23 protein-coding genes and 1 tRNA gene are annotated in these 20,941 nt (G+C 71.8%); 16 read left to right on the forward strand and 8 right to left on the reverse strand.

Features of this window, described 5'->3' with window-relative positions; all coding sequences use genetic code 11:
* The 6 genes from ACGF0D_RS31070 to ACGF0D_RS31095 form a co-directional block, all read right to left on the reverse strand.
* The coding region (locus ACGF0D_RS31070; RefSeq protein ID WP_392921843.1) for an amino acid permease at positions 1 to 522 on the reverse strand (522 nt) is incomplete at its 3' end.
* 689 nt (positions 523 to 1,211) lie between these two features.
* Complete coding sequence (locus tag ACGF0D_RS31075; RefSeq protein ID WP_392867484.1) at positions 1,212 to 1,991, reverse strand: helix-turn-helix domain-containing protein; 780 nt, start codon at positions 1,989 to 1,991, stop codon at positions 1,212 to 1,214.
* A gap of 6 nt (positions 1,992 to 1,997) precedes the next feature.
* Positions 1,998 to 2,261, reverse strand: coding sequence for a hypothetical protein (locus tag ACGF0D_RS31080; RefSeq protein ID WP_392867486.1), 264 nt, complete (start codon positions 2,259 to 2,261; stop codon positions 1,998 to 2,000).
* 777 nt (positions 2,262 to 3,038) lie between these two features.
* Complete coding sequence (locus ACGF0D_RS31085) at positions 3,039 to 3,725, reverse strand: HAD family hydrolase (protein WP_392867488.1); 687 nt, start codon at positions 3,723 to 3,725, stop codon at positions 3,039 to 3,041.
* Positions 3,722 to 5,176, reverse strand: coding sequence for a GntR family transcriptional regulator (locus ACGF0D_RS31090; protein WP_392867491.1), 1,455 nt, complete (start codon positions 5,174 to 5,176; stop codon positions 3,722 to 3,724). The genes ACGF0D_RS31085 and ACGF0D_RS31090 overlap by 4 nt, the downstream gene beginning before the upstream one ends.
* Before the next feature lie 94 nt (positions 5,177 to 5,270).
* A complete protein-coding gene (locus tag ACGF0D_RS31095; protein WP_392867493.1) occupies positions 5,271 to 6,035 on the reverse strand; it encodes a GntR family transcriptional regulator in 765 nt (254 codons plus the stop codon).
* Between the two features lie 527 nt (positions 6,036 to 6,562).
* Here ACGF0D_RS31095 and ACGF0D_RS31100 point away from each other — a divergent pair.
* From ACGF0D_RS31100 to ACGF0D_RS31165, 14 genes are all read left to right on the forward strand, one after another.
* Positions 6,563 to 6,841: a hypothetical protein gene (locus ACGF0D_RS31100; RefSeq protein ID WP_392867494.1), complete on the forward strand. Its 279-nt coding sequence runs from the start codon at positions 6,563 to 6,565 to the stop codon at positions 6,839 to 6,841.
* Positions 6,838 to 7,476, forward strand: coding sequence for a hypothetical protein (locus tag ACGF0D_RS31105; protein WP_392867496.1), 639 nt, complete (start codon positions 6,838 to 6,840; stop codon positions 7,474 to 7,476). Before ACGF0D_RS31100 ends, ACGF0D_RS31105 begins: the two co-directional genes overlap by 4 nt.
* Complete coding sequence (locus ACGF0D_RS31110) at positions 7,473 to 8,123, forward strand: hypothetical protein (protein WP_392867498.1); 651 nt, start codon at positions 7,473 to 7,475, stop codon at positions 8,121 to 8,123. Before ACGF0D_RS31105 ends, ACGF0D_RS31110 begins: the two co-directional genes overlap by 4 nt.
* Positions 8,120 to 9,397 (forward strand): hypothetical protein, encoded by a 1,278-nt coding sequence (locus ACGF0D_RS31115; protein WP_392867500.1) that lies wholly within the window; start codon positions 8,120 to 8,122, stop codon positions 9,395 to 9,397. The genes ACGF0D_RS31110 and ACGF0D_RS31115 overlap by 4 nt, the downstream gene beginning before the upstream one ends.
* 64 nt (positions 9,398 to 9,461) lie before the next feature.
* Entirely contained in the window at positions 9,462 to 9,635 is a 174-nt protein-coding gene (locus ACGF0D_RS31120) for a hypothetical protein (RefSeq protein WP_392867503.1), read from the forward strand.
* Between the two features lie 143 nt (positions 9,636 to 9,778).
* Positions 9,779 to 10,813, forward strand: a complete 1,035-nt coding sequence (locus ACGF0D_RS31125; RefSeq protein ID WP_392867505.1) for a hypothetical protein — start codon at positions 9,779 to 9,781, stop codon at positions 10,811 to 10,813.
* Between the two features lie 21 nt (positions 10,814 to 10,834).
* Complete coding sequence (locus tag ACGF0D_RS31130) at positions 10,835 to 11,242, forward strand: hypothetical protein (RefSeq protein ID WP_392867508.1); 408 nt, start codon at positions 10,835 to 10,837, stop codon at positions 11,240 to 11,242.
* Positions 11,243 to 11,247: 5 nt separating this feature from the next.
* Positions 11,248 to 12,240 carry a hypothetical protein gene (locus tag ACGF0D_RS31135; protein WP_392867509.1) on the forward strand — a complete coding sequence of 331 codons (993 nt, stop codon included), beginning with the start codon at positions 11,248 to 11,250 and terminating at the stop codon, positions 12,238 to 12,240.
* Between the two features lie 26 nt (positions 12,241 to 12,266).
* Positions 12,267 to 12,428: a hypothetical protein gene (locus tag ACGF0D_RS31140; protein ID WP_392867512.1), complete on the forward strand. Its 162-nt coding sequence runs from the start codon at positions 12,267 to 12,269 to the stop codon at positions 12,426 to 12,428.
* 307 nt (positions 12,429 to 12,735) lie between these two features.
* Positions 12,736 to 13,326 (forward strand): hypothetical protein, encoded by a 591-nt coding sequence (locus tag ACGF0D_RS31145; protein ID WP_392867514.1) that lies wholly within the window; start codon positions 12,736 to 12,738, stop codon positions 13,324 to 13,326.
* The gene (locus tag ACGF0D_RS31150; RefSeq protein WP_392867516.1) at positions 13,323 to 13,676 is read left to right on the forward strand and encodes a hypothetical protein; all 354 of its coding nucleotides are present in this window, start codon (positions 13,323 to 13,325) and stop codon (positions 13,674 to 13,676) included. The genes ACGF0D_RS31145 and ACGF0D_RS31150 overlap by 4 nt, the downstream gene beginning before the upstream one ends.
* Positions 13,677 to 13,755: 79 nt before the next feature.
* Complete coding sequence (locus tag ACGF0D_RS31155; protein WP_392867519.1) at positions 13,756 to 15,738, forward strand: DUF3987 domain-containing protein; 1,983 nt, start codon at positions 13,756 to 13,758, stop codon at positions 15,736 to 15,738.
* A gap of 258 nt (positions 15,739 to 15,996) precedes the next feature.
* Entirely contained in the window at positions 15,997 to 16,182 is a 186-nt protein-coding gene (locus ACGF0D_RS31160; protein WP_355674136.1) for a helix-turn-helix domain-containing protein, read from the forward strand.
* On the forward strand, positions 16,182 to 17,582 hold the full coding sequence (locus tag ACGF0D_RS31165; protein ID WP_392867522.1) for a tyrosine-type recombinase/integrase: 1,401 nt from the start codon (positions 16,182 to 16,184) through the stop codon (positions 17,580 to 17,582). The genes ACGF0D_RS31160 and ACGF0D_RS31165 overlap by 1 nt, the downstream gene beginning before the upstream one ends.
* A 164-nt stretch (positions 17,583 to 17,746) precedes the next feature.
* Here the strand turns inward: ACGF0D_RS31165 and ACGF0D_RS31170 are convergent.
* Positions 17,747 to 17,827, reverse strand: a tRNA-Tyr gene (locus tag ACGF0D_RS31170).
* 220 nt (positions 17,828 to 18,047) lie between these two features.
* Here ACGF0D_RS31170 and ACGF0D_RS31175 point away from each other — a divergent pair.
* Positions 18,048 to 18,536, forward strand: coding sequence for a YajQ family cyclic di-GMP-binding protein (locus ACGF0D_RS31175; RefSeq protein ID WP_049652087.1), 489 nt, complete (start codon positions 18,048 to 18,050; stop codon positions 18,534 to 18,536).
* 135 nt (positions 18,537 to 18,671) lie between these two features.
* Here ACGF0D_RS31175 and ACGF0D_RS31180 read toward each other — a convergent pair whose 3' ends face one another.
* Positions 18,672 to 19,166, reverse strand: a complete 495-nt coding sequence (locus ACGF0D_RS31180) for a hypothetical protein (protein WP_392867525.1) — start codon at positions 19,164 to 19,166, stop codon at positions 18,672 to 18,674.
* Between the two features lie 533 nt (positions 19,167 to 19,699).
* Here ACGF0D_RS31180 and ACGF0D_RS31185 point away from each other — a divergent pair.
* Positions 19,700 to 20,863, forward strand: a complete 1,164-nt coding sequence (locus ACGF0D_RS31185) for an aminopeptidase P family protein (protein WP_392867527.1) — start codon at positions 19,700 to 19,702, stop codon at positions 20,861 to 20,863.
* The last annotated feature ends 78 nt before the right edge of the window (positions 20,864 to 20,941 follow it).

Raw genomic sequence — 20,941 nt, forward strand, 5'->3', positions numbered from 1 at the left:
GAACCAGCGCGCCGACTCGGCGATCCCGCGCAGGTTCACCGCGGTGACCAGCGCCAGCACGCCCAGGCAGAGCCAGACGCGGTCGTCGTACAGGCTCGGGACGGCCGAGGTGAGTGCGGCGACGCCGGCGGTGACCGAGACGGCGACGTTCAGGACGTAGTCGACGACCAGCGAGGCGGCCGCGGTCAGCGCGGTCCGGCGGCCCAGGTGCGCCTTGGCCACCGCGTAGGAGCCGCCACCGTCCGGGAACGCCGCGATCACCTGCCGGTAGGAGGCGACCAGCACCGCCAGCAGCACGGCGATCGCCGCTGTGACCGGCAGCGTGAAGCCCAGCCCGTACGCCCCGGCGGCGGCCAGCACCAGCACGATCGACTCCGGCCCGTACGCGACCGAGGCCATGGCGTCCAGCGAGAGCGCGGCCAGTCCGCCGAGCGCGCTGAGCCGGTGCCGCTCGTCGCCCGCGCCGGTATCAGGCGGCGCGGGTTCGGCCGTGGCTGCCGGGGTGGTGGTGGCGCTGGACATCGGACGGGACCTCCGCAGTCGGTAGTTGGTCCGATCCTGCGGTCCGCGCGCCCACCGCCCCGGGGGCCCGTACGTGTTCCTGACGCCGCCACGAGCGGCCTTGACACGCTCTTGACGGGGCCGTCACGCCGCGTCGGCCCCGTCCGGTGGCTGTTGGCGGGGGTGGGGCGAGCCGTTGTCCCGGCGGTCGCCGGCTGGGAAGACGATCAGCTCTGTCGAAGGACTCCCACCCCCGGGCACCACTCTGCTGCCTGTAACCCGTAATTGCAAGCAATGTGCAATAAGTACGCCCGCCGCCCCGACTCCGGACCAAGCCCACCCCGAACAAACAGAACAGCCCCCGATCCGCGTTTCCGCAGATCGGGGGCTGTTCTCTATCCTGTGGCTGGTGCAGGGTTCGAACCTGCGTAGCTTGCGCGACAGATTTACAGGCCGCTGGCCAGGGACGCTCTGACCAGGCAACTCTTGCTCACGGGCCGCACCTGGTCCGCCCCTGGTCCGGATCATGGTCTGCGCCACCGGATCAGGCTCTCCCCAGCGCTGTCCACTCAAGGCGCAATCTGAAGCCACCCCTACGAGCGACCCCGGCCAGAGATGCTCAGGCCCCGCGTCGGGCGATGACCGGGGTGAGAGCACCCGGCTGATCGGGCCGTTCGAAGGAAATCTCGGCCTTCGGACGGCCTGACCGCTCAGCCGGATACAGGGGGTTCGAGTTCCAGAAGCTGCCGTGCGAGCTGGAGCGTAGCGAGCTTGAATTCGGTAGCAGTGCGGGCCTGATGGGGGATGCTCACCACGAGCCTGCGCTCATCGCCAGCACGCCCGACGCGGTCTTCGATGTGGACGTCCATGTCCACGAGGGGCCGTACGTGGCTAGTCCACGACGCCGGAGCCCACAAGACCGAGGTCGGGCGGGGGGTGTGGATCCGGTCCCATGCTTCGAGCCAATGCTTGACTTCGGAGGGCGGAACCTCGCAGGCCTGGACGAAGTCCTCCAGGAGTTCGCGGCTGGGGCGGGCCCAGCCGCGGAGTACCAGGTTCAGGGTGCTACGCGGGAGCCGACCGAAGCCGCCCGCGCGCCTTTCCAGCTCACGGAGGGAGGGACGGCCGACCTTCAGGTGCAGGTGCACCATCGCATGCCACAAGTCCCGAGGGGTATTGATCATGGTGATGTGCGTGGGCCGTTCGGTCGGTGACTTGGCTCCCGCTCTGCGTGCAGCCCGCCACAGCCGGCGCACCTCGGTGAGTTCCTTCTTCATGGCACCGCATCCCGTCGCGTACGCCTCCACCACGTCCAGCGTCGGCACCGAGTCACCGCTCGCGGCTCGCGAAAGCCGCGTGGGGTGGATCCCAGTGATCCGGCCGAGCTCGGCATAGGTGTGGCCGGGACCCTGGCGCAGAACCCGCAGGTACTGCGCCAGGGCCGCCAGCTCCTTGGTACGCGCGGTGACGGGCCGCTCAGGGCGTCCCATCGGGCGTCAGGCCTCCTGAGGGGCCAGGCGCAGGTACCGGTTCGTCCGGACGGACACGATGATCCCCACCGCGATCACGCCGATGCCGCCCAGCAGGGCGAGGACCGTGGTGACGGACACTCCGGCGAGCACGAGCATGACGGCGATCAGCATCAGGACGATCACGATGATCGCCTCGATGCCGGACAGGCCCGCCGCCCTCGGGGGCATCGGGCCGGTCTTCACGCAGGCAGCAGCGGCAGCCGCCAGACGGCGGTTGGTCTTGGACACTCTTCTCCTAGGCAGTTGAGGGAAACGGACTCCACCGGGGCTTTCCGGCCCGGACCGCACTGGCGCTGCTGGGGATTGCCGTCCCCCGCAACTGGCGGTAGGTCAGATCATCCCATCCCGTGCGACATACACCGCCTGCGGTCCTGGCTTGCAACCCCCTTTTGATGCATCCCTGTCCACGCGACGTTGTGCGCGCACATCGTCGGAAGGGGGGTTTTCGCCGGCGAAAACCCCGCGGCCCCAGGTTCGGCTAAGAGGTCCATCTCAACGTCACATCCCGTGTCGATGCTGCCCTGATCAGCGGATATGCATTGAGTAGAAGGACTTTGTGCCCAAGAGGGCGGCCAAATGTAGCAGCTTGCATCGTCAACACGGCTGGTTGAGCCAGTTGATGCAGCGCAGTCCAAGTTCCCATTGCGGCCCGGAGAGGCTCGTGTGAGTCTTTTGAGAAAACGAGCACCATCAACTGGGTGCTCGCTTCCCTAGGCAGCAACGGACTCCACCGAAACACCCAGGGACCCGAACGACGAGGCGTTGCCGCGCTGACCCGTTCACCACAGGTGACGTGCAGCTTTGCATGTCACCTGTTGCGTTTTCAGGCCGGGCAGCCCGGCTCCCACCGACACGTGGTCCGCCGTCAACTACCACCCGCCGTACCGTTTGCTGCGGCCCATGGAGGCCGCTGCGGCCGATGTGGCGCCGACTTCCGTCGATGATGCCAGGGCCGCTTGCCGCGATGCTCCGCTGGCTATGGCCCTCGCGTGACAGCCCAGCACGTCAGGCCATGGTGCTAGCGATGAGTTGCATCGAGTCCACGACCACCACGGCGCCAGCGGCGGCCAGCTTGATGTCCTTCCCCGGTTTATTGGCGTAGCCGATCGTCGGAACACCGGCGGCTTCCCCGGCCTCGACGTCGCGGGCCGCGTCGCCGACGAAGATGCAGTGCTCCGGCCCGGTGCCCGCGGCTTCCATCGCTTCGAGCAGGAGGCGCGGGTTCGGCTTCATCGACGATGGGTCGCCCGGGGTGCGTCCGAAGACGCCAGCCACGTAGCCGCTGAGACCGTGCTCGGTGAGGTAGGACTCGATGGCCGCGCCCGCGTTGTTGCTGACCACAGAGACCAGCCGACCAGAGCGGACAGCAGCACGCAGAACCGATTCTCCCCCTGGGGTCGGGCGGCCGGCCCGGACAGCTTCGGTCTCCAGTGCGGCCAGCGCGGCGTCCGTGCTCGCCGTGAGGTCGGGTCGGGCGTCCGAGACCAGTCGGAGCAGGGCGAGCGGATCGTTCTCCTCCTCCGCCCCCTCCAGGGCCTGCTCGCCGGTGGCGAGCAGGCCCTCACGGAGTCGGCGCGCGACCTCCGGGGCGGCGAGGCCGGCGAAGACCGAGCAGACCGGGCCGTCGAAGTCGAGCAGCACGTGCTTCACCGGCCGCAGCACGTCAGCGAGTTGCTGAGGGGTGGCGGTCATGGCTGCCGCTCGTAGGCGATCGTGCTCCACACGCTGTCGAACCACATCTGGGCCTGCTGAACGTACTGCGATCCGAGCGAGGCGTCATCCGGGCCGGCGGCATGGTGAAACAGGGTGGTGTCCTTGCCGGTCACGTCGTAGAAGGTGTGGGCGGTGTCATCGATCGTCACGGTGCGCTCGCGGAGCGGGTAGAAGCCGAAGAACGCCTCCGACCGGTTCAGGATGTACAGCTTGAACAGGCTGGACGCCCGGTGGACCTTGACTTGGACACTCGCCTTCTGGACCAGGCCCAGCTCGGCCAGCATCTCCACCGAGTGCGCGATGCCACCGGCGTTCGTCAAGGCGATGTTGCGAGCGCGCTGCCGAAGAGCAGCCTCATCCTGGAGCCCGTCGACCAGGACCGGCACCGCCATGGGCGCCGTGGTGTCCGGCAGCAGCAGCCGGACCGTGATGGACTCCGGCGCCAGCCGGCCCGAGCGGACCTTGTCGAGCGGCTCCTGCAGCGCGTTGTGCAGCGTCTCGCTGGAGAAGCCGGCGAAGTCGAGGGTCACCTGCTGCTGCTCGAAGGCCGCCTCCAGGTGCTGCCGCAGCCCGGCCAGCTGGGACGTCCGCTCCCTCACGAACGAGCCGCTCCCCTGCCGGGTCACGATCAGCCCCTCGGTGCGGAGCAGGTCGAGCGCCCTGTCCACCGTGCCGCGCGCCACGCCGAAGTGCTTCGCCAGTGCGGGGCCGGAGGGCAGCTTGTCACCGGTCTCGAAGCCCGGCTTCTTCGTCAGAATCGAGGCCCGCAGAGAGCTGCTGACCTGCCGATACGGGGGGCGAGAGTCATCCGGGTCTAGGGCCATAGGCCGACGAGACTCGACGGCCGGGGGGCCCGCGCTCAACGCATCCATGATCGCTTCCGTGGTCCAGGAGCCGGCCGCGCCGGGCCGGGCACTCAGGTACGTGGCCGCCTCCTCCGCAGACAAACCGTGCGCCTCGCGCAGTCCGGACGCGAAGTTACGCAGGTAAGCGGCTGACGGGCGGGTCACCTCGGCGTCCACGCGCCGCCAGGGGGCAGTGAACGTCAGCACGGGGTAGCCGTCGATCTGTCCAGGACACACGAGCGTCTCGTAGCGGCCAGGGCCAAGGCGGACGCTCCCCAGCCTCAGGGCTGGCGCGAGGTCAAGGTCCCTTCCGGGCAGCTCGTGCATCTCCTGGGCGGCGATGTCGGAGAACTGCTTGGGGGTGATCAGGTAGGTCCGCGCTGGCATCTCCCCTTCGTCTGTCTGGTCGTAGAAGCCCATGCCGCCGGTCCAGACCTTCGACTCCAGGGAGAAGTAGAGCTGCCCGGGCATCAGCACGGGAAGTGCCGCGAGGGGTGGACGTTTGTCACGGCACCCGGGGTAGGACCGCGCGCCGCCTGGCGGACGGCCGCCTGCGATGTAGTACATGAGTCGGTCGAGGTGCATGTTCGAGCCGTAGGCGGCGTACCAGACAAGCTCTGGACTGGACTCGCGGTCAGTCAGGGGTTCTGGACGTCGTGCGGTACTCAGAGCTGTCATGTCAGTCCGTCGAGACGTCGTAGCGAATGACGTGCCTGTCGCCCGGAAGCGTCGTGATCATCACCCGGAGAGGCTTCCCGTCCTTGTCGTAGCCGGTTCGGCGGTGGACCGCGACCGGGGTGGCTGCGGGAAGGACAAGCCGCTCGCTCTCCTCCCGGGTGGGCATCCGGACCGTGATCTCGTCGCTGTACCGCACCTGGACCAGTCCGGCGCTGGCGAGGACACCTCCGGGGGCCGACACGTCCTCGGGAAGCATCAGCGGCGTGTTCCGGACCAGCTCCTCCGGGAAGTACGAGTCGGCCAGAGCGTACGGCTCGTGATCCACGAAGCGGATCCGCTCGCGGACCACCGTCAACGCCGTCGCCGGGTCGAGCTGAAGCTGTAGTGCCACCTCCTCCGGAGGCCGCCTGATCGACACCCGAATTTCCTGGCGAGGCTCCTGACCGTTGGCAGCTATCTGACTGGCCCACTGGTCGCCGGCGGTGTGGTTCGCCTCGTGGACCGACCGGGACTCCATGGTGGTCCAGTTCCATACGGCCGGCTCGTAGCGCTCCCGCACGAAGCTGCCCCGTCCCTGGGCGGACACCAGCAACCCTTCGTCAGTCAGACGGCCGAGCGCGAGTCGCACCGTGTTCCTGCTGACGTCGTAGGCCGTGGTCAGTTCCTCCTCTGACGGAAGTTTCTGGCCGGGCGCCAACTTTCCCTGCTCGATCTGAACCCGCAGGTCATCGGCAATGGCGTGGTAGCGCGGGACCTGTTTGGCCATGGCAGATCTCCCTGACTTGAAGGACTTGTTCCAACAAGGTACCCCGAAGCGCTTGACGACGCGAGCATCCATGCCCCAAGCTCATGCCCGTCAGCTTGTTGGAACAAGTCATCCAACAAGACCAGGTGGATTTACATGCCTAGTTGGCCCTTCTTTGGGCTGCTCTGACCTGCGCAAACGCACCCGTCAATGGCCGGCGCCCGCCGTGCCCAGGGTGAAGGGGCCCGGGATAGATCGGGCCGAGGCAACCGGCGCCTTGGCAGTCCGGATGGCTAGAGACCGAAAGGTCAACGCCGTCCATGCCTGGGAGCACATCCCGAAAGGACGGCACACCGGGGCCTGCTCCATCGGGGCCCGACCTGTGAACGAGTGACTTTGGCCCGGCCCTTCCGCCTCGCGGTTGGGCCGCGGCCATGGCTACTCGTGCACCACAAGTAGCCGGGCCCACATGAGTCGGGCCGCCGCGCTCCGGCCAAGGATCGCGCGGCGGCCCCGGGCCCACCCCCATCGAGAGAAGAGGAAGACCCGTGAGGTCGATTGTTGCAGGCCAGCACGCCGTGGACTCCCAGGAGTTCGCGGAGCTGGCGTTGGGCGTGGACGAGGAGCTGTTCACCGGGGTGCCCGGTGAGTCGGCGCTGGAGTACCGGGCCCGGATGGACGTGGCGCTGGCGGTGCTGGCGGACCTGCGCCGGGAGGACCCGGTGCTCGCCGCCTACGCCGAGCGCCTGCTGAGCATGGCGCCGGTGCCGCTGCGGCGCCCGGCCGTCATCTACCGCACCGCCGGCGCCGGGCGGGTGGCGGCGTGACCACCATCATCGGCTCGACCTGGCGTCGGGACCCCGCGTTCGGGGCGGTCACCCGTCACCCCATGCCGGTGGTGGCCTTCCCGACGACCACGTACCGCATCCTCGACCTGCCGGAAGCGCTGCTGCGCGAGGAGATCGCGGTCCACGAGGCCGGCCACGCGGTCCTCGCGTTCCACCTCGGCATGCGGTTCACGGTCGTGTCGGTCGCCGACGACCTCGGCCACGGCCAGGACACGCACAGCGGTCGTATCGAGGTCCCCGGCGTCATCGCCGCGCCGCCGTACGACGTCATGCTGTTCGCCGCCGCCGGTGAGCGGGCCGCGGACCGGTGGTTGCGCGAGGCCGGCCTGTGGACCCCGGCGCGCGCGTGGGTGGTCGAGATCCTCGCCGAGGGCGACCGGGAAGCCATCGCCGAGTACGCCCGCCGCGTGCACCCCGACGGCCTCACCTACGGTGTCAGTGACGACCCAAGCCGGGACCTGGCCGCTCTCCACGACCAGGCGGACGCCCTGCTCGACACGCTGTGGGACCGGGTGACGGCCCTCACCGCCGCCCTGACCCAGCGCGGGCGGCTGACGGAGGAACAGGCCGCCGAGGCCGCCGGCTTCTCCCCGAAGGCGGGGTGGCAGCGGTGAGCGACACCCTGAACCGCACCGGCTGGCGCTTCGACGCCCGGAACGGGATGACCACCCGCAACCCCCGCCCGGAGCTGCCGTCGAGCGTGGGCGTCACCGAGGCCCTGGACCTGCCGGTGGACGAGTTGCGGCGCGCCCTCGCCACGCACGAGGCCGGCCACGTCCTGGTCATGCTGCACTCCGGGATCCCGTTCAAGCACGTCTTCATCCGCAACGACCTCGGCCTGGTCCCGGACCCGGACCAGGTCGGCAGCGGCGGCGCGGTCGTCATCAGTCCCTGTTCGACCCCGCTCCGCACCGGCCTGATGATGCTGGCCGCCGGCGAGCGGGCCCAGGACCGGTGGCTGCGCGAGACCGGCCGATGGACCACCCGGCGCGGATGGCTGACCGAACTCGGCGCCATCAACGACCGCCGCGAGATCTACCGGGCCGTGGACGAGGCCTTCGGCCGGGACGTCACCTTCGGGACCTCCGACGACCCGTGCCGGGACCTGGCCGCGCTGCACGACCACACCGACGCCCTCCTCGACACGCTCTGGGGCCATGTGGCCCGCCTCGCCGAAGCGCTGGACCGGCGCGGGCGGCTGACCGGCGGGCAGGCCGCCGAGGCCGCCGGCTTCTCCCCGAAGGCGGGGTGGCAGCGGTGAGCGGGCCGAACGACTTCCGGGCCGAGCGGCGCGCCGACCAGCAGGCCGTCCGGGCCGATGACCGGGCGGACCGGCGGGAGGAGCGCGAGCAGAAGCGGTTGGACGCCGAGGCGGCCCGCCAGCGGCGCCAGGCCGACCAGCGCGACGCCGAGCAGGCCCGGGAGCGGCGGCGGGAGGCGCGGGCCGCGCGGTTCGGCCGGGTGACCGGCTGGATCACGGTGAACCCCGCGAGGGCGTTCGTCCGGCTGGTGCAGGCGTGCTCGATCGTGCCGGCCGTGGCCTCGCAGGTCGCCGCGCTCGACCACGCCAAGGTCGCGGTGCTGCTCGCGGTGCTGCTGGCCGCGATGCTGGAGGGCGGCGCGTGGGCGCTGGTCGCCATGGGCGCCCAGGCCGAAGGCGAGCGCTCCACCCACACCTACCGCCTCGGCGCCTGGGCGGCCGGGACGGTTGCCGCCGGGATCAACTTCGCCCACGGCTGGACGCAGTACCCCGACGCCCGGTGGGTCGCCGCCGTGCTGGCCCTGTCCAGTATCGGCGCCGTCTGGCTGACCGACCTCCAGACCCACGGCGGCCGCGGCCCGACCACCGCCGAGAAGAAGACGGCGAAGGAGCGGGCCGAACACGCCCGCCACCGCGCCGACCACCACCCGAAGGTGCGGGAGGTCGCGGACCGCCTGCTGTCTGCCGCCGCCTACGGAGCGTTGTCGCCCGACGAGGCGTGGCGCATCGCCTGGGAGTACGTCCACGGCGTCACCACGCCGGGTCTGACCGCCGAGCTGCTCGCCCAGCGGCTCAACGCCCGGGCCCGCGTGGCGGAGCTGAGCGCGCTTCCGGCACCGGCCGATCTGTGGCCGGGCATGCCCGACGACCCGTTCCCCGCCCTCACCCTCCCGCTGCCCACGGGGCCGTCCGACGGCGTCTACCTCGACACCGTTCCCGACGTCCTGCGGAACGCTTCCCCAATCACCACGGAAGCGCTCGAATCCCTTTACGGAAACGGGTCGGGCGTACCCGCACCGAAGCCCGAAGAGCCCGGCGACGGGTCCTCGACCGAGGGCGGCGGGAACGCTTCCGCCTCGGCCGGGGAACGGCCCCTGGACCCGGCCGACCTCGCCCGAGTGCGGGTGCTGGCGGCCGACCTCGCCGCCGACGGCGAGGAGCTGTCGACCCGCAAGGTCCGCGCGCTGCTCGGCTGCCGCAACGAGACCGCCGTCCGCCTGCGCGCCGCCGTCGAGGCCGAGCGAAACCGCCCCGGCAAGGAGAACGCACAGTGACCACCGGCGCCGACACCCGCCGCGACCTCGACAAGCCCGTCACCGACCGCTGAGGGAGCGCGTGATGCAGCTCTTCCGCCGTAGCCAGCAGCCCCAGACGGGCCAGCAGCGCCGGGCCGCCGCCGTCCGCCGCGCCGACCGCGAGGGCCAGCGCCAGATCGACAGCCTCCGCACCAGCAAGAGCACCACGGCCTGGCACTCCGCCCCGGCCCCCCGCTCCTGGTGGCGCTCCTCCTGACCACCCCTCGGGCCCGGCTCCGGCCGGGCCCCTCCCAAGGAAGACTCCATGGCCTACACGCTGTGCCTGCTGTTCCTGGTGGTCGACGCCGTGATCGCCGTCCTGTGCATTCGCGAGCTGATCCGCCGGGGCGGGTGGGACCGATGACGATCCCGCCGCCGCCGTCCGAGCCGCCCACCGCCGGCATGCCCACCCCGGGCCCCGAGCCCGTGGCCGAGTGGTGGCGCAAGTCCGGCCCCGTCGTCCCCCCTCCGGCCCAGCCCCCGACCCCGGGTCTGCCGGACACCACCGTCCACACCCCGATCCCGATCGCCGCCGCCCCCGCCGGACCGCCCTCGATGGAGGCCGCGGCCGAGGCCTTCTGGGCCCCGGCCGGCAGGCTCTTCGCCGAGCAGGCCACGGCCATCGCCTCCCAGGTGGGGGAGCAGATCGGCCAACTCCTCACCGAGACCGAGGCCCAGCGCGCTGCCCGTCAGCAGGTCGAGTACGAGGAGATGCTCGCGGGCCAGCGGGCCCGGATGGATGCGGCGCTCGGCGCGGTCGGGGAGAGCGCCCAGGAGCGCTCGGCGCGCCACCACATCGAGGACATCCTCACCCCCAGTACGCCCGGCCACCGGGACGACCTCGTCGGCCTGGTCGACCTGCTCGCGGACCGGCTCTCCGAGACCCCGGAGGGCCGGGTCGCCCGCCTGGAGGCCCAGCGCGAGCTGGAGAAGCAGCGCGTCCGCGTCCGGGAGGACGCCGCCCGCGCCGCGGCCGGGGAGACACCCGCCCAGCGCGACCTGCGCCACCGCCGGCAGCGGCTCGCCGACCAGCGCGAGGCCAAGATCCGGGCCCGCCGCCAGCACCGCAAGGCCGCCCGCGCCACGGCCGGGTCCTCCGACCGCACCCGCCGCTTCCGCCGCTGGTGCGTCCTCACCGCCATCAGCGCGGTCGGTGGCTACGCGACCGGCCTGGTCGAGCTGATCACGCCGGGCGGGCCCTTCGTCGGCCTGCTGCTGGCCGGTGCCGGCTGGGCCCTCGACCTGCACCTGCGTGACCGGGGCCGCCTGCGTGTGAGCGAGGTCCGCCGCCCCGGGCCCCTTCTGATCCTGATCGCCGCGCGCATCCCGGTCGCCTCCGGCCTCGCCGTCGCCACCGGCCTCGCCCCGCTCTTCGCCGCCCTCCCCCTCTTCTGACCCACGCCAAGGAGACACCTCATGAGCAGCCTCATCGCGCTGGGCGCCGGCGGCGCCGCCACGGTTACCTCCGCGTACCTCCTCGTCGGCATCCGCGGCAAGAACAAGATCACCGTGGACCCCGACCACGTCCCCTACTGGGCGTTCGGCATCGGCCTGTTGAGCGCCAACGCCGGTACCGCGTTCCAGCAGCTGAGCGGCATCGGCGACCAGCTCGGTGCCAGCTTCCAGGGCAACCAGGCCCTCGGCGAGTGGCAGACCGGTGCGACCGCCGCCCTGCTGACCATCGCGGTTTTCGGGCTCAAGCCGAAGCCCTGGAAGGACGTCATCTGCGGCGCCGTCGCTCCCAGCCTCTACGCGAGCGCCGGCGGCTTCTGGGCCATCCCCGCCTCTGTCCTCAGCGGCCTGATCAACTCGTTCATCGGCTGACGGCGATGGAACGAATCTTCCCCACCGAGAAGCTGATCCCGACTCTCCTGTGGCCGTTCACCGGCCTGGCCACTGGCACGCCCGTCCTCGTCCGCAAGCTGACGGCCCCCCAGCGCGAGCGCCGCGCCGAGGCCGCCGCGCTCAAGGCCAAGCAGGGCGAGTTCGCCGCCCAGGCCGCCCAGGCCGCCGAGGAGGCCTTCACGAAGAAGCTCGCCACGGAGGCCGACCCGGCCAAGCGCGCCGCGATGCTCCAGGCCCGGGAAGCCGCGCAGGTCACGGCCCGCCAGTTCGAGCTGGAGCAGGCCAAAGCCGCCCGCAAGGCCGCGCGGAGCCGGGCGGGCGACGCCGCCGGAGCGGCGGCCCTGATGCTGATCGTCGGCGGCCCCCTCGTCTGGTCCCTGGCCCGGCCCTGGATCGAGCCCGGCATCGGCCTCCTGATCGGGGCGTGGTGGATCGCCGCCCTGATCCACGCACCGGCCCCCGCCAAGACCACCCCGGCCGAGGCCGACCAGGAGGACCAGGAGCAGGGCCAGCCCATACCGGTTCCCCCCGAGGAGGAGCCCGCGGAGGAGGACTTCCAGGAGGCCCCCGAGGCGGCCGCCCCGACCCCCGCTGACGCCCGCCACGCGGTGGCCCTCCTCGGGGCCGACGGCACCCACGTCGCCCTCACCGCCGTGACCGCCCACCTGGCCGCCGCACACCCCCGCTGGGAGCGCTCCGGAAAGGCCACGAAGGCGCTCCTCACCCAGGCCGGAATCCGGTACCGGGACGGGGTCCGCGTGAACGGCATCAGCGTGCCCGGCATCCACCACGACGACGTCCCCCCGCTCCCCTCCCCCTCTGAGAGCGCCCCTGACGGCGTTGTTGTCGCAGGTCAGAGCAACAACAACAACCACAACAACGCCCGCGAGTGGACCACCCGAGAGGGGTTCGTCATGCGGACCGACCCCGACAACCCCGCCCGGACGATCATCGTCAACCCCGCCCCCGCCGCCTGATCCACCGACACGAAAGGCACTCCGCCATGACCGACCGCTGGCCCGACAAGACCGTCACGGAGTTCAGCAACGAGGAACTGTGCGCCGCGATCGAGCAGCACCAGGACGACCCCGACCCCGCGACCCAGGGCATCGTCCGCAGCTGCATCCGGGAGTGGGAGCGCCGCCACGGCCTCCCCCAGACCTGACCCAACACCTCGCCTCGCCGGAGCCCGCGTCAGCATCCGCTGGCGCGGGCTCCGCCATACCCGTCGACGGCTGCCCGGGCTGTCTCCCGTCTCCGCCCCGGCCCCCACCGCCCGCCGGATCACCGACCTCGCCGTGAACACCGACCCCACCAGGGCCGACAACGCCACCGCCTGGTCATCGACCTGCACCCCGCTGACTGACCTGACCAACACCCCCAGACAGCACGAAACCCCGCACCTGCCGCCTGTCTTGGCGGATCGTCGGCCGGTGCGGGGTCGTGCATCCCAATCAGAGATGGGACCAAGCATGCCCCAGTTCGGCCACTCCACAGTCATCATCGTGGACAACCTCGCCGACCGGCGGGACGCCAGCGACGGCCACTCCCGCTACGGCGCCTACATCGCCCACCACGCCGACCGGTTCCACGAGGACGGCGAACCGCTCCGGCCGGTCGACTTCGCCGCCGCCGCGTGGCGCACCGCCACCAGCCCCGTCATGGCCCCGGGCTACGCGGTCGTCCGGCCCGACCTCGACCGGGTCGAGGTGTACGTCGACCACGACGGCGGCGCGCAGTTCTGCGCGAAGGTCGGCCTGCGGCACAACGCGCTCGCCCACCGCCCCACCGGCCGCCTGCTGGACTGGGAGCGCTCCCCGTGGTCCCGCCCCGGCGAGTCGTGGCCCGCCCTGGTCAGCCCGGAGCGCACCGACCGCCCCGCCGTCCTGGTGACCGCCACCGTGCTCCTGCCGATCCCGGACACCATCCTCGTCGCCCCCACCACGGCCCGGCCCGGCCGCACGCTCACCGACGAGGCCAAGGCCGTGGTCGCGGCCCTCGCCGAGCACGCCAACCGCAACCTCGCCCCGCTCGTCACCGAGCTGCTGGGCAGGGCGAAGTGACCCGGGTTCCGCCGCTGGCCGGCGCCGACCTGTGGCGGGCCGTCCTCGCGGCAGCGGCCGGCCGCTGCCAGTGCCGGGGAACCTGCGGCAAGACCCACGACAAGGACGGCGGGCGGTGCCCCGCCGTCCACGGCACCTACCAGGCCAAGCACGGCCGCGGCTGGGTGCGCCTGCTCGCCGCCCCGGCCGACCCCGTCTCGCTGCTGCTGCCCCCGCACCAGGCCGCCGCCCTGCCCAAGCAGGCGCTGGTCGCCTGGTGTCGGCACTGCCACGACGCCACCCTCCGCGCCGCCAAGGCCCAGCACGCCACCGCCGCCCCGGCCGTCGAGCCGGACGCCCTCTTCGACTGACCTGCCCCCCTTCGGGCGGTCCGCGCCCGAAGGCCCCGCCGGGGCTCGGGCCGCCCGCTCCTCACGAAAGGAGCCCGCAGTGAGCACCGAGTACGCGCCGAACGTGATCCCGTTCCGGCCCGAGCCCGCCGAGGTCAAGGCCGCCGAGCAGGCCGTCATCGGCGCCGCCCTGCTCGACCCCGCCCAGATCCCCGCTCTCGCCGCCCAACTCGGCGACCCGGGCGTGTTCTACCACCTCGCACACGAGACGATCTGGCGGGCCATCACCCGCATGGCGGCCAGCGGCGAGCGGCCGGTCGACCCGATGCTGCTGGCCGAGGTCCTGCGCGGCCAGGGCGACCTGGGCCGCATCGGCGGGCCCGGCTACCTGCACACCTGCATCCAGGCCACTCCCACCGCCGCGAACGGCGAGTACTACGCCGAGATCGTGCGCGTGGCCGCCGAGCGGCGCCGCATCAACACCGCCACCAGCCGCCTCGCCCACATGGCCGGCGACGACCAGGCCGACCTCGACGCCGTCCGCACCGCCGCGCTCGCCGCGCTCGCGGACCTCGCCTCCGGCGAGACCTGGCTCGACCCGGTTCCGCTCGGCTCGCACGGCGCCCTGCCCACGTTCCCCGTCCGTGCCCTGCCCGGGTGGGTGGGCGCGTACGTGGAGGCGGTGGCGGAGTTCACCCAGACCCCGGCCGACATGGCCGCCACCATGTCCCTGGCCGCGCTGTCCACCGCCGCCGGCGGCCGGGTGGGCGTGGAGATCCGGCCCGGCTGGCGCGAGCAGTCCAACCTCTACCTGGTCTGCGCGATGCCGCCCGCCAGCCGCAAGTCCGACGTGTTCGCGTTCATGACCGGCCCCGTCTACCGGGTCGAGGACGAGCTGCGGGCTGAGGCCCGGGCCCGGATCATCGAGGCCGAGACCGCCAAGGAGACCGCGCTGGCCGAGGTCGAGGCGCTCATGGCCAAGGCCCGCAAGAACCCCGACCTCGACCGCGCGCACCTGGTCGCCGAGATCTCCGGCGCCCGGATGCTGGCCGACGAGATCGTCGTCCCGCCGAGCCCGCGGCTGACCCTGTCCGGGGACATCACCCCCGAGACCGTCACCCACCAACTCGGCGTCCACCGCTGCCTGGCCGCGCTCTCGCCCGAGGGCGACCTCTTCGACAGCATCGTCGGCCGCTACAGCAGCAAGCCCAACCTCGGAGTCTTCCTCCAGGCCCACAAGGGCGAGCGGCTCCAGGCCGACCGGATCACCCGCGAGCAGCCCACCGTCGACAAGCCCGCGCTCACCATCGGCGTGACCCCGCAGCCCGCCGTCCTCCAGGAGCTCGGCGCCGCCCCCGGGGCCCGCGACCGCGGCCTGCTCGCCCGATTCCTGTACTCCCTCCCGCCGTCCAACCTCGGCTACCGCAAGATCCGCACCACCCCTGTCCCCGAACCGGTCGCCACCACCTACGACCTCCGTCTGTCCGCGCTCCTCCGCGCCCTCACCGCCCTGGACGAGCCGGTCGTCGTCACGATGACCGAGGCCGCCGACCTCGCCGTCGAGAAGCTCCAGGAGAAGTTCGAGGTCCAGCTCCGCCCGGACGAACCGCTCGCTCACATCAAGGACTGGGCCGGCAAGCTCGTCGGCCACATCGCCCGCATCGCGGTCCTCCTCCACCTCGCCGACCACGTCGGCGGCGACTGGCGCGCCCCCGTCGAGGCCGCCACCGTCGACCGCGCCGCCGAGATCGCCGAGTACTACACCGCCCACACCCTCGCCGTCTTCGACCTCATCGCCGCCGACCCCGCCACCGAGGACGCCCACGCCCTCCTCCAGTGGCTCCAGCGGCCGAAGAAGGACGGCACCCACCGCAGCCACGTCAAGGCCCACGACGCCGTCGCCAGCAGCCGTCGCTTCAAGAAGGTCGCCGACGTCGATCCCGCCCTGACCCTGCTCGAACAGCACGGCTTCCTCCGCTCCGACCAGGCCGGCCCCACCGGCCAGCGAGGGCGACCGCAGGCCGTCACCTACCGTGTCCACCCCTCCATCGGAACCCCCGTAGACGGAGCGGAAACCCGGTAACCGTCAGGGATGTCAGGAGAAAGCCCTGACCAGTCAAAACGACCCCGGACAGGGCGTCAGGGATTGTCAGGGATGTCAGGGAAAGCCGCTATTCCCCTGACATCCCTGACAATCCCTGACGCCCTACCAGGAGCCAAATCCGCAGGTCAACGGTTTGCCCTGACATCCCTGACACTTTTCGGCCCCAATCGCCGTCCACGCACCGGGGCCATCACGCACCGCAACCACCATCCGTACCCGCAGACGGAGATGACTGCCATGCCCAAGCCGGAGTACCTGAGGCTCCCCGCCGTCCTCAAGGAGATCGACATGTCCCGTGCCGCGTTCTACCGGATGCGCGCCCGGGGCGAGGCCCCGAAGCTCATCAAGCTGCCGAACGGGCAGCTCCGGGTGAGCCGCGCCGACCTGGACGCCTGGTGGGCGGCGCGCGAGGTGGCCGCCTGATGGCCACCTCCTACAAGGTCAAGTTCTGGGAGCACCGCCACCGGCCCGACCGGCGAACGCCGTGGCAGGTGCGGTGGACCGTGAACGGCCTGGAGTTCTCCGAGTCTTACCTCACGAAGACCCAGGCGGACGGCCGGAAGGCCGTGCTGCTCGTCGCGGCGGCCTCGCACGAGCCCTTCGACACGGAGACGGGCCTCCCCCTCTCGGAGTTGCGCAAGCTCCGGGAGGAGGAGAACGCCGTCACCTGGTACCAGCACGGTCGGAACTACGTCGAGGCCCGTTGGGACGGTGCCCCCGCGAAGACCCGGACGACGTGGGCCGACGCGTTGGCGAGCGTCACGTTCGAGCTGGTCGCGAGCAAGGCCGGGATGCCGGACAAGCGGGTCGTGAGGCGCGCGCTGTACGGCTGGGCCTTCAACGTGAACCGCTGGGACGATGAGCCGCCGGCCGAGGTCGCCAAGGCGCTCACGTGGATCGCGCGGAACTCCGTGAACGTCTCGGCCTTGGAGGAGCCGAAGATGGTCCGGCGCCTGCTGGCCGCCATCTCGGTGAAGCTGGACGGCACCCGGGCCGCCGCTTCGACGACGCTCCGGAAGCGCCGGATTCTGGGCCACGTCGTGGACCGGGCCGTCGAGGACGGCCTGCTGACCACCAACCCGCTGCCGTCCGTGCAGTGGCAGCCGCCCCGGGCCGAGGAGGAGCTCGACCCGGAGTACGTCATGAGCCCCGAGCAGGCCGCCGCGATGCTGGAGGCGGTTGGCCGGCAGGGGCGGCGCGGGCCCCGACTGGTGGCGTTCTTCGGGTGCATGTACTACGCGGGGATGCGCCCGGGTGAGGTGGTGCACCTCCGCAAGGACCGGTGCGTGCTGCCGGCGGAGGGCTGGGGGAAGCTCAACCTCAACGGGAACAGCCCCCGGGTCGGGTCCTCCTGGACGGACAGCGGGGAGTCCCACGACCCGCGGGGCCTCAAGCACCGCGCCGAGACGGCCACCCGGCCGGTACCCATCCCGCCCGAGCTGGTGAAGCTGCTGCGGGAGCACATCGAGCAGCACGGCACCGCTCCGGACGGCCGGCTGTTCCGGACCTTCCGGGACGGCATGGTGCAGGAGAGCGGGTACGGCGTCGTCTGGGCCGCCGCCCGGGCCGAGGTGTTCAGCGAGGACGAGCGGGCCACCCCGCTCGCCAAGCGCCCGTACGACGCCCGGCACGCGGGCATCTCGCTCTGGCTGGCATCCGGGGTGGCACCGGCGGAGTGTGCCCGGCGTGCGGGGCACAGCATCGCCGTCCTGCTGCGGGTCTACGCGAAGTGCATCCACGGCGACGAGGACCACGCCAACCGGCTGATCGCCGAGCGCCTCCAGCGGCGGACCGAACGGCCGCCGGCGATCGAGGGTCCGTGACTCTGGTCCGCCCCTGGTCCGGAACCGCTGGTCAGGACTGGGATTCGGGCGAAACGAGGTGAGACAAACCACGCAAAACGACCATCCGGCGTGACCGGTGTTCGAATACAACGAAACAGCCCCTGGTCTGCGTTTCCGCAGATCAGGGGCTGTTTTCTATCCTGTGGCTGGTGCAGGGTTCGAACCTGCGTAGCTTGCGCGACAGATTTACAGTCTGCTCCCTTTGGCCGCTCGGGCAACCAGCCAGGATTTTCGTTTCCCGGGGTGTTCGCCCCGTTCGACTTGGTAAACCATACCCGATGCCGGGGGGTGTTCCGCCACTCGATAGATCACACGATGATCAAGGAGTCTCGGGCGCCTGCTACGGGCGGGGCCGGTGTGGCGCTGGATAGGCTGGGCCTGCGGGCGCCCCGGCGGGGCGGACCCGTGCCAGTGAAGACCAGAGCATCAAGGAGACCAATACCCATGGCCGACTCCAGTTTCGACATCGTCTCGAAGGTCGAGTGGCAGGAGGTCGACAACGCGATCAACCAGACCTCCCGCGAGATCGCAACGCGCTTCGACTTCAAGAACGTGGGCGCCGAGATCAGCCGCTCCGGCGAGAAGATCGAGATGAAGGCGAACGGCGAGGAGCGCGTGCGCGCCGTCCTCGACATCCTCCAGACCAAGTTCGTCAAGCGCGGCCTGTCGCTGAAGGCTCTGGACGCCAACGAGCCCCAGCTCTCCGGCAAGGAGTACAAGATCTTCGCCAACGTCAAGGAGGGCATCACCACGGAGGACGCGAAGAAGGTCGCGAAGATCATCCGTGACGAGGGCCCGAAGGGCGTCAAGGCGCAGGTCCAGGGCGACGAGCTGCGCGTCAGCTCGAAGAGCCGCGACGACCTCCAGGCCGTGCAGGCCCTGCTCAAGGGCAAGGACCTGGACTTCGCGATCCAGTACGTGAACTACCGCTGACCCTCCGGTCGGCCGGTCCGACGGACGACGGCGCGGCCCCGCTCCCGGGTTCGGGAGCGGGGCCGTTCGCGTGACCGGGGCGGTGCCGGCAGGCGGGCAGGCGGGCAGGCGGGCAGGCCGGCGGGCGGGGGCGGGTCAGGCGGTCGGCTCCGCCCAGCCGCCGGTGGTGCGGTGCCGGCCCAGGCCGACCGACTCGAACTCGTCCACCCGACCCTCCTCGGTGTGCGCGCCGAGCCGTCTGAGGGCGCGGGAGATCGGGGTGCCCTCGGCCGGGGACGCCTCGAACTCGCCGATGGTGAGCGGGCCGAGGGCGACCGCGCCGTCCGCCCAGACGGCGGCGCGCTGGGTGCCGCTGCCGCCGAAGTAGTCCGCCTCGACGCAGGCGATCGGGCCGGCCTTCGACCAGGCGGCCAGCCGGAGCTCGAAGCCGCCCGAGTGCCAACCGAACCCGGCCCCGCCGGCGCGCTTGCGCGCGGTGCCGTCCCCCTGGAGCGCGGCGAGGACGGCGGGGGTGACGGGGAGCAGTGCCAGCCCCTGTGCCAACGGCACCACCCTGGCCGCCGAAACCTCCGCCGACGCCACCGTCAACAGCTCCAATGTTCCAATCAGCGCCTGGAGTTCGTAGGACATGGCGGACATGGTGTCCCACCGCACCGACAGTCGGCCCGGAATTTATGATTCCGTGCCCGGTCGGAGACCGTAGAGCAGACTGCGGGGCCGCATGACGGCTCAAGCCGCCTCTCCGGTCACGCTGCCGGTCACCCGCTCGGGCGCCTGCGGCATGCGGTGGCCGCGACACCCGGATGGACTGGCCCGGTACGGCCTCCACCGGCCCCTCCCCGTCTCCCGTACAGCCGGGTGCTTCCGGCCGGGGCCGTACGCAGGAGGACCGCATGCATTCCACGGACACACCCCCGCCGGACCGGACGACCACGACCGTGGCGCTCCGCACTCTGGCCCGCACCCTTCTCCGCCTCGTCCCGGCCCTCGTGCTCCTGCCCCCGCCCGCCCCCGGCCGGGTCGGCCCCGCCCTCCGCCGGGCCCCGGCGCGGCCGCCGGGGCCGCTCCGGCCCGCCGAGGGGCGGCCGGGCCGCCGTCCGGATCGCGCCGGTCCCTGCCCGAGGGCTTCGCCAACTCGGCGCGGAAGTGATGGAGTCGACCCGATGGCGACTCAGCCGAGCCCGTCCGGCCCCCGAGGAGGAACCGCCGTGCCCCGTCCCTTCACCGTCGAGGACCACACCGCCCGGATGGCCCGGGCCGCCGCCGAGGCGACCGCCGCCGGGCTGGCCGGCCTGGTCGTCGCCCCCGGCCCGGACCTGGCCTACCTGTGCGGCTACACGCCCACCGCGGTCACCGAGCGGCTGACCGCCCTCGTCCTCACCGCCGGACGCGAACCCGCCCTGGTGGTCCCCAAGCTGGAGCGTCCGGACGCCGAGAAGGCGGTCGGCGCCCCGGCCGTCCGGCTGCTCGACTGGTCCGACGGCGAGGACCCGTTCGCCACCGCGGGCCCGCTGCTCGACCCGGCCGGGCGGTACGGCGTCTCCGACAACACCTGGGCGCTGCACCTGCTCGGCTTCCAGGCCGCGCTGCCCGGTGTCTCCTTCAGCTCGCTCACCGACAGCCTGCCGATGCTGCGCGCCGTCAAGGACGCCGAGGAGGTGGACCGTCTGGCCGCGGCCGGCGGCGCCGCGGACGCCGCCTACCGGGGCATCCTGGAGGTCCCCTTCGCCGGCCGCCGGGAGAACGACGTGGCCGCCGACCTCGCCGCGCTGCTCATCCAGTACGGGCACAGCCAGGTCGACTTCACCGTGGTCGGCTCCGGCCCGAACGGCGCCAACCCGCACCACGAGGCCGGTGACCGGGTCATCCGTACGGGTGACACCGTGGTGCTGGACTTCGGCGGCCTCAAGGACGGCTACGGCTCCGACACCACCCGGACGGTGCACGTCGGCCCGGACGTCCCGGACGAGGTGCGGAAGGTGCACGAGCTGGTCCGGTCGGCCCAGCAGACCGCCTTCGAGGCGGTCCGCCCCGGGGTGCCGTGCCAGGAGATCGACCGGATCGCCCGCCGGGTGATCACCGAGGGCGGGTACGGCGAGTACTTCATCCACCGCACCGGCCACGGCATCGGCACCACCACGCACGAGCCTCCGTACCTGGTCGAGGGCGAGGAGCGGCCACTGGTGCCCGGCATGTGTTTCTCGATCGAGCCCGGGATCTACCTGCCCGGCCGGTTCGGGGTGCGGATCGAGGACATCGTCACCGTCACCCCGTCGGGCGGGCGCCGCTTCAACAACACCCCGCACGAGTTGGGCATCGTGGCCTGAGCGCCCCTGACCACCTCTGACCGTTCCCCACCGTGCCTGACCCGATTTCGGACCGGGCACCCGACCGACCGTCGAACC

This window comes from Kitasatospora sp. NPDC048298, from assembly GCF_043201465.1.
Classification (GTDB): Bacteria; Actinomycetota; Actinomycetes; order Streptomycetales; family Streptomycetaceae; genus Kitasatospora.

What these genes read in the sequence shown, in the direction of transcription:
- ACGF0D_RS31140 (WP_392867512.1), top strand. Translation starts at nt 12,267, where the DNA reads ATGACCGACCGCTGGCCCGACAAGACCGTCACGGAGTTCAGCAACGAG.
- ACGF0D_RS31075 (WP_392867484.1), bottom strand. Translation starts at nt 1,991, where the DNA reads ATGGGACGCCCTGAGCGGCCCGTCACCGCGCGTACCAAGGAGCTGGCG.
- ACGF0D_RS31175 (WP_049652087.1), top strand. Translation starts at nt 18,048, where the DNA reads ATGGCCGACTCCAGTTTCGACATCGTCTCGAAGGTCGAGTGGCAGGAG.
- ACGF0D_RS31180 (WP_392867525.1), bottom strand. Translation starts at nt 19,166, where the DNA reads ATGTCCTACGAACTCCAGGCGCTGATTGGAACATTGGAGCTGTTGACG.
- ACGF0D_RS31130 (WP_392867508.1), top strand. Translation starts at nt 10,835, where the DNA reads ATGAGCAGCCTCATCGCGCTGGGCGCCGGCGGCGCCGCCACGGTTACC.
- ACGF0D_RS31185 (WP_392867527.1), top strand. Translation starts at nt 19,700, where the DNA reads ATGGCGACTCAGCCGAGCCCGTCCGGCCCCCGAGGAGGAACCGCCGTG.
- ACGF0D_RS31165 (WP_392867522.1), top strand. Translation starts at nt 16,182, where the DNA reads ATGGCCACCTCCTACAAGGTCAAGTTCTGGGAGCACCGCCACCGGCCC.
- ACGF0D_RS31145 (WP_392867514.1), top strand. Translation starts at nt 12,736, where the DNA reads ATGCCCCAGTTCGGCCACTCCACAGTCATCATCGTGGACAACCTCGCC.
- ACGF0D_RS31090 (WP_392867491.1), bottom strand. Translation starts at nt 5,176, where the DNA reads ATGCACCTCGACCGACTCATGTACTACATCGCAGGCGGCCGTCCGCCA.
- ACGF0D_RS31135 (WP_392867509.1), top strand. Translation starts at nt 11,248, where the DNA reads ATGGAACGAATCTTCCCCACCGAGAAGCTGATCCCGACTCTCCTGTGG.
- ACGF0D_RS31120 (WP_392867503.1), top strand. Translation starts at nt 9,462, where the DNA reads ATGCAGCTCTTCCGCCGTAGCCAGCAGCCCCAGACGGGCCAGCAGCGC.
- ACGF0D_RS31085 (WP_392867488.1), bottom strand. Translation starts at nt 3,725, where the DNA reads ATGACCGCCACCCCTCAGCAACTCGCTGACGTGCTGCGGCCGGTGAAG.
- ACGF0D_RS31095 (WP_392867493.1), bottom strand. Translation starts at nt 6,035, where the DNA reads ATGGCCAAACAGGTCCCGCGCTACCACGCCATTGCCGATGACCTGCGG.
- ACGF0D_RS31125 (WP_392867505.1), top strand. Translation starts at nt 9,779, where the DNA reads ATGACGATCCCGCCGCCGCCGTCCGAGCCGCCCACCGCCGGCATGCCC.
- ACGF0D_RS31160 (WP_355674136.1), top strand. Translation starts at nt 15,997, where the DNA reads ATGCCCAAGCCGGAGTACCTGAGGCTCCCCGCCGTCCTCAAGGAGATC.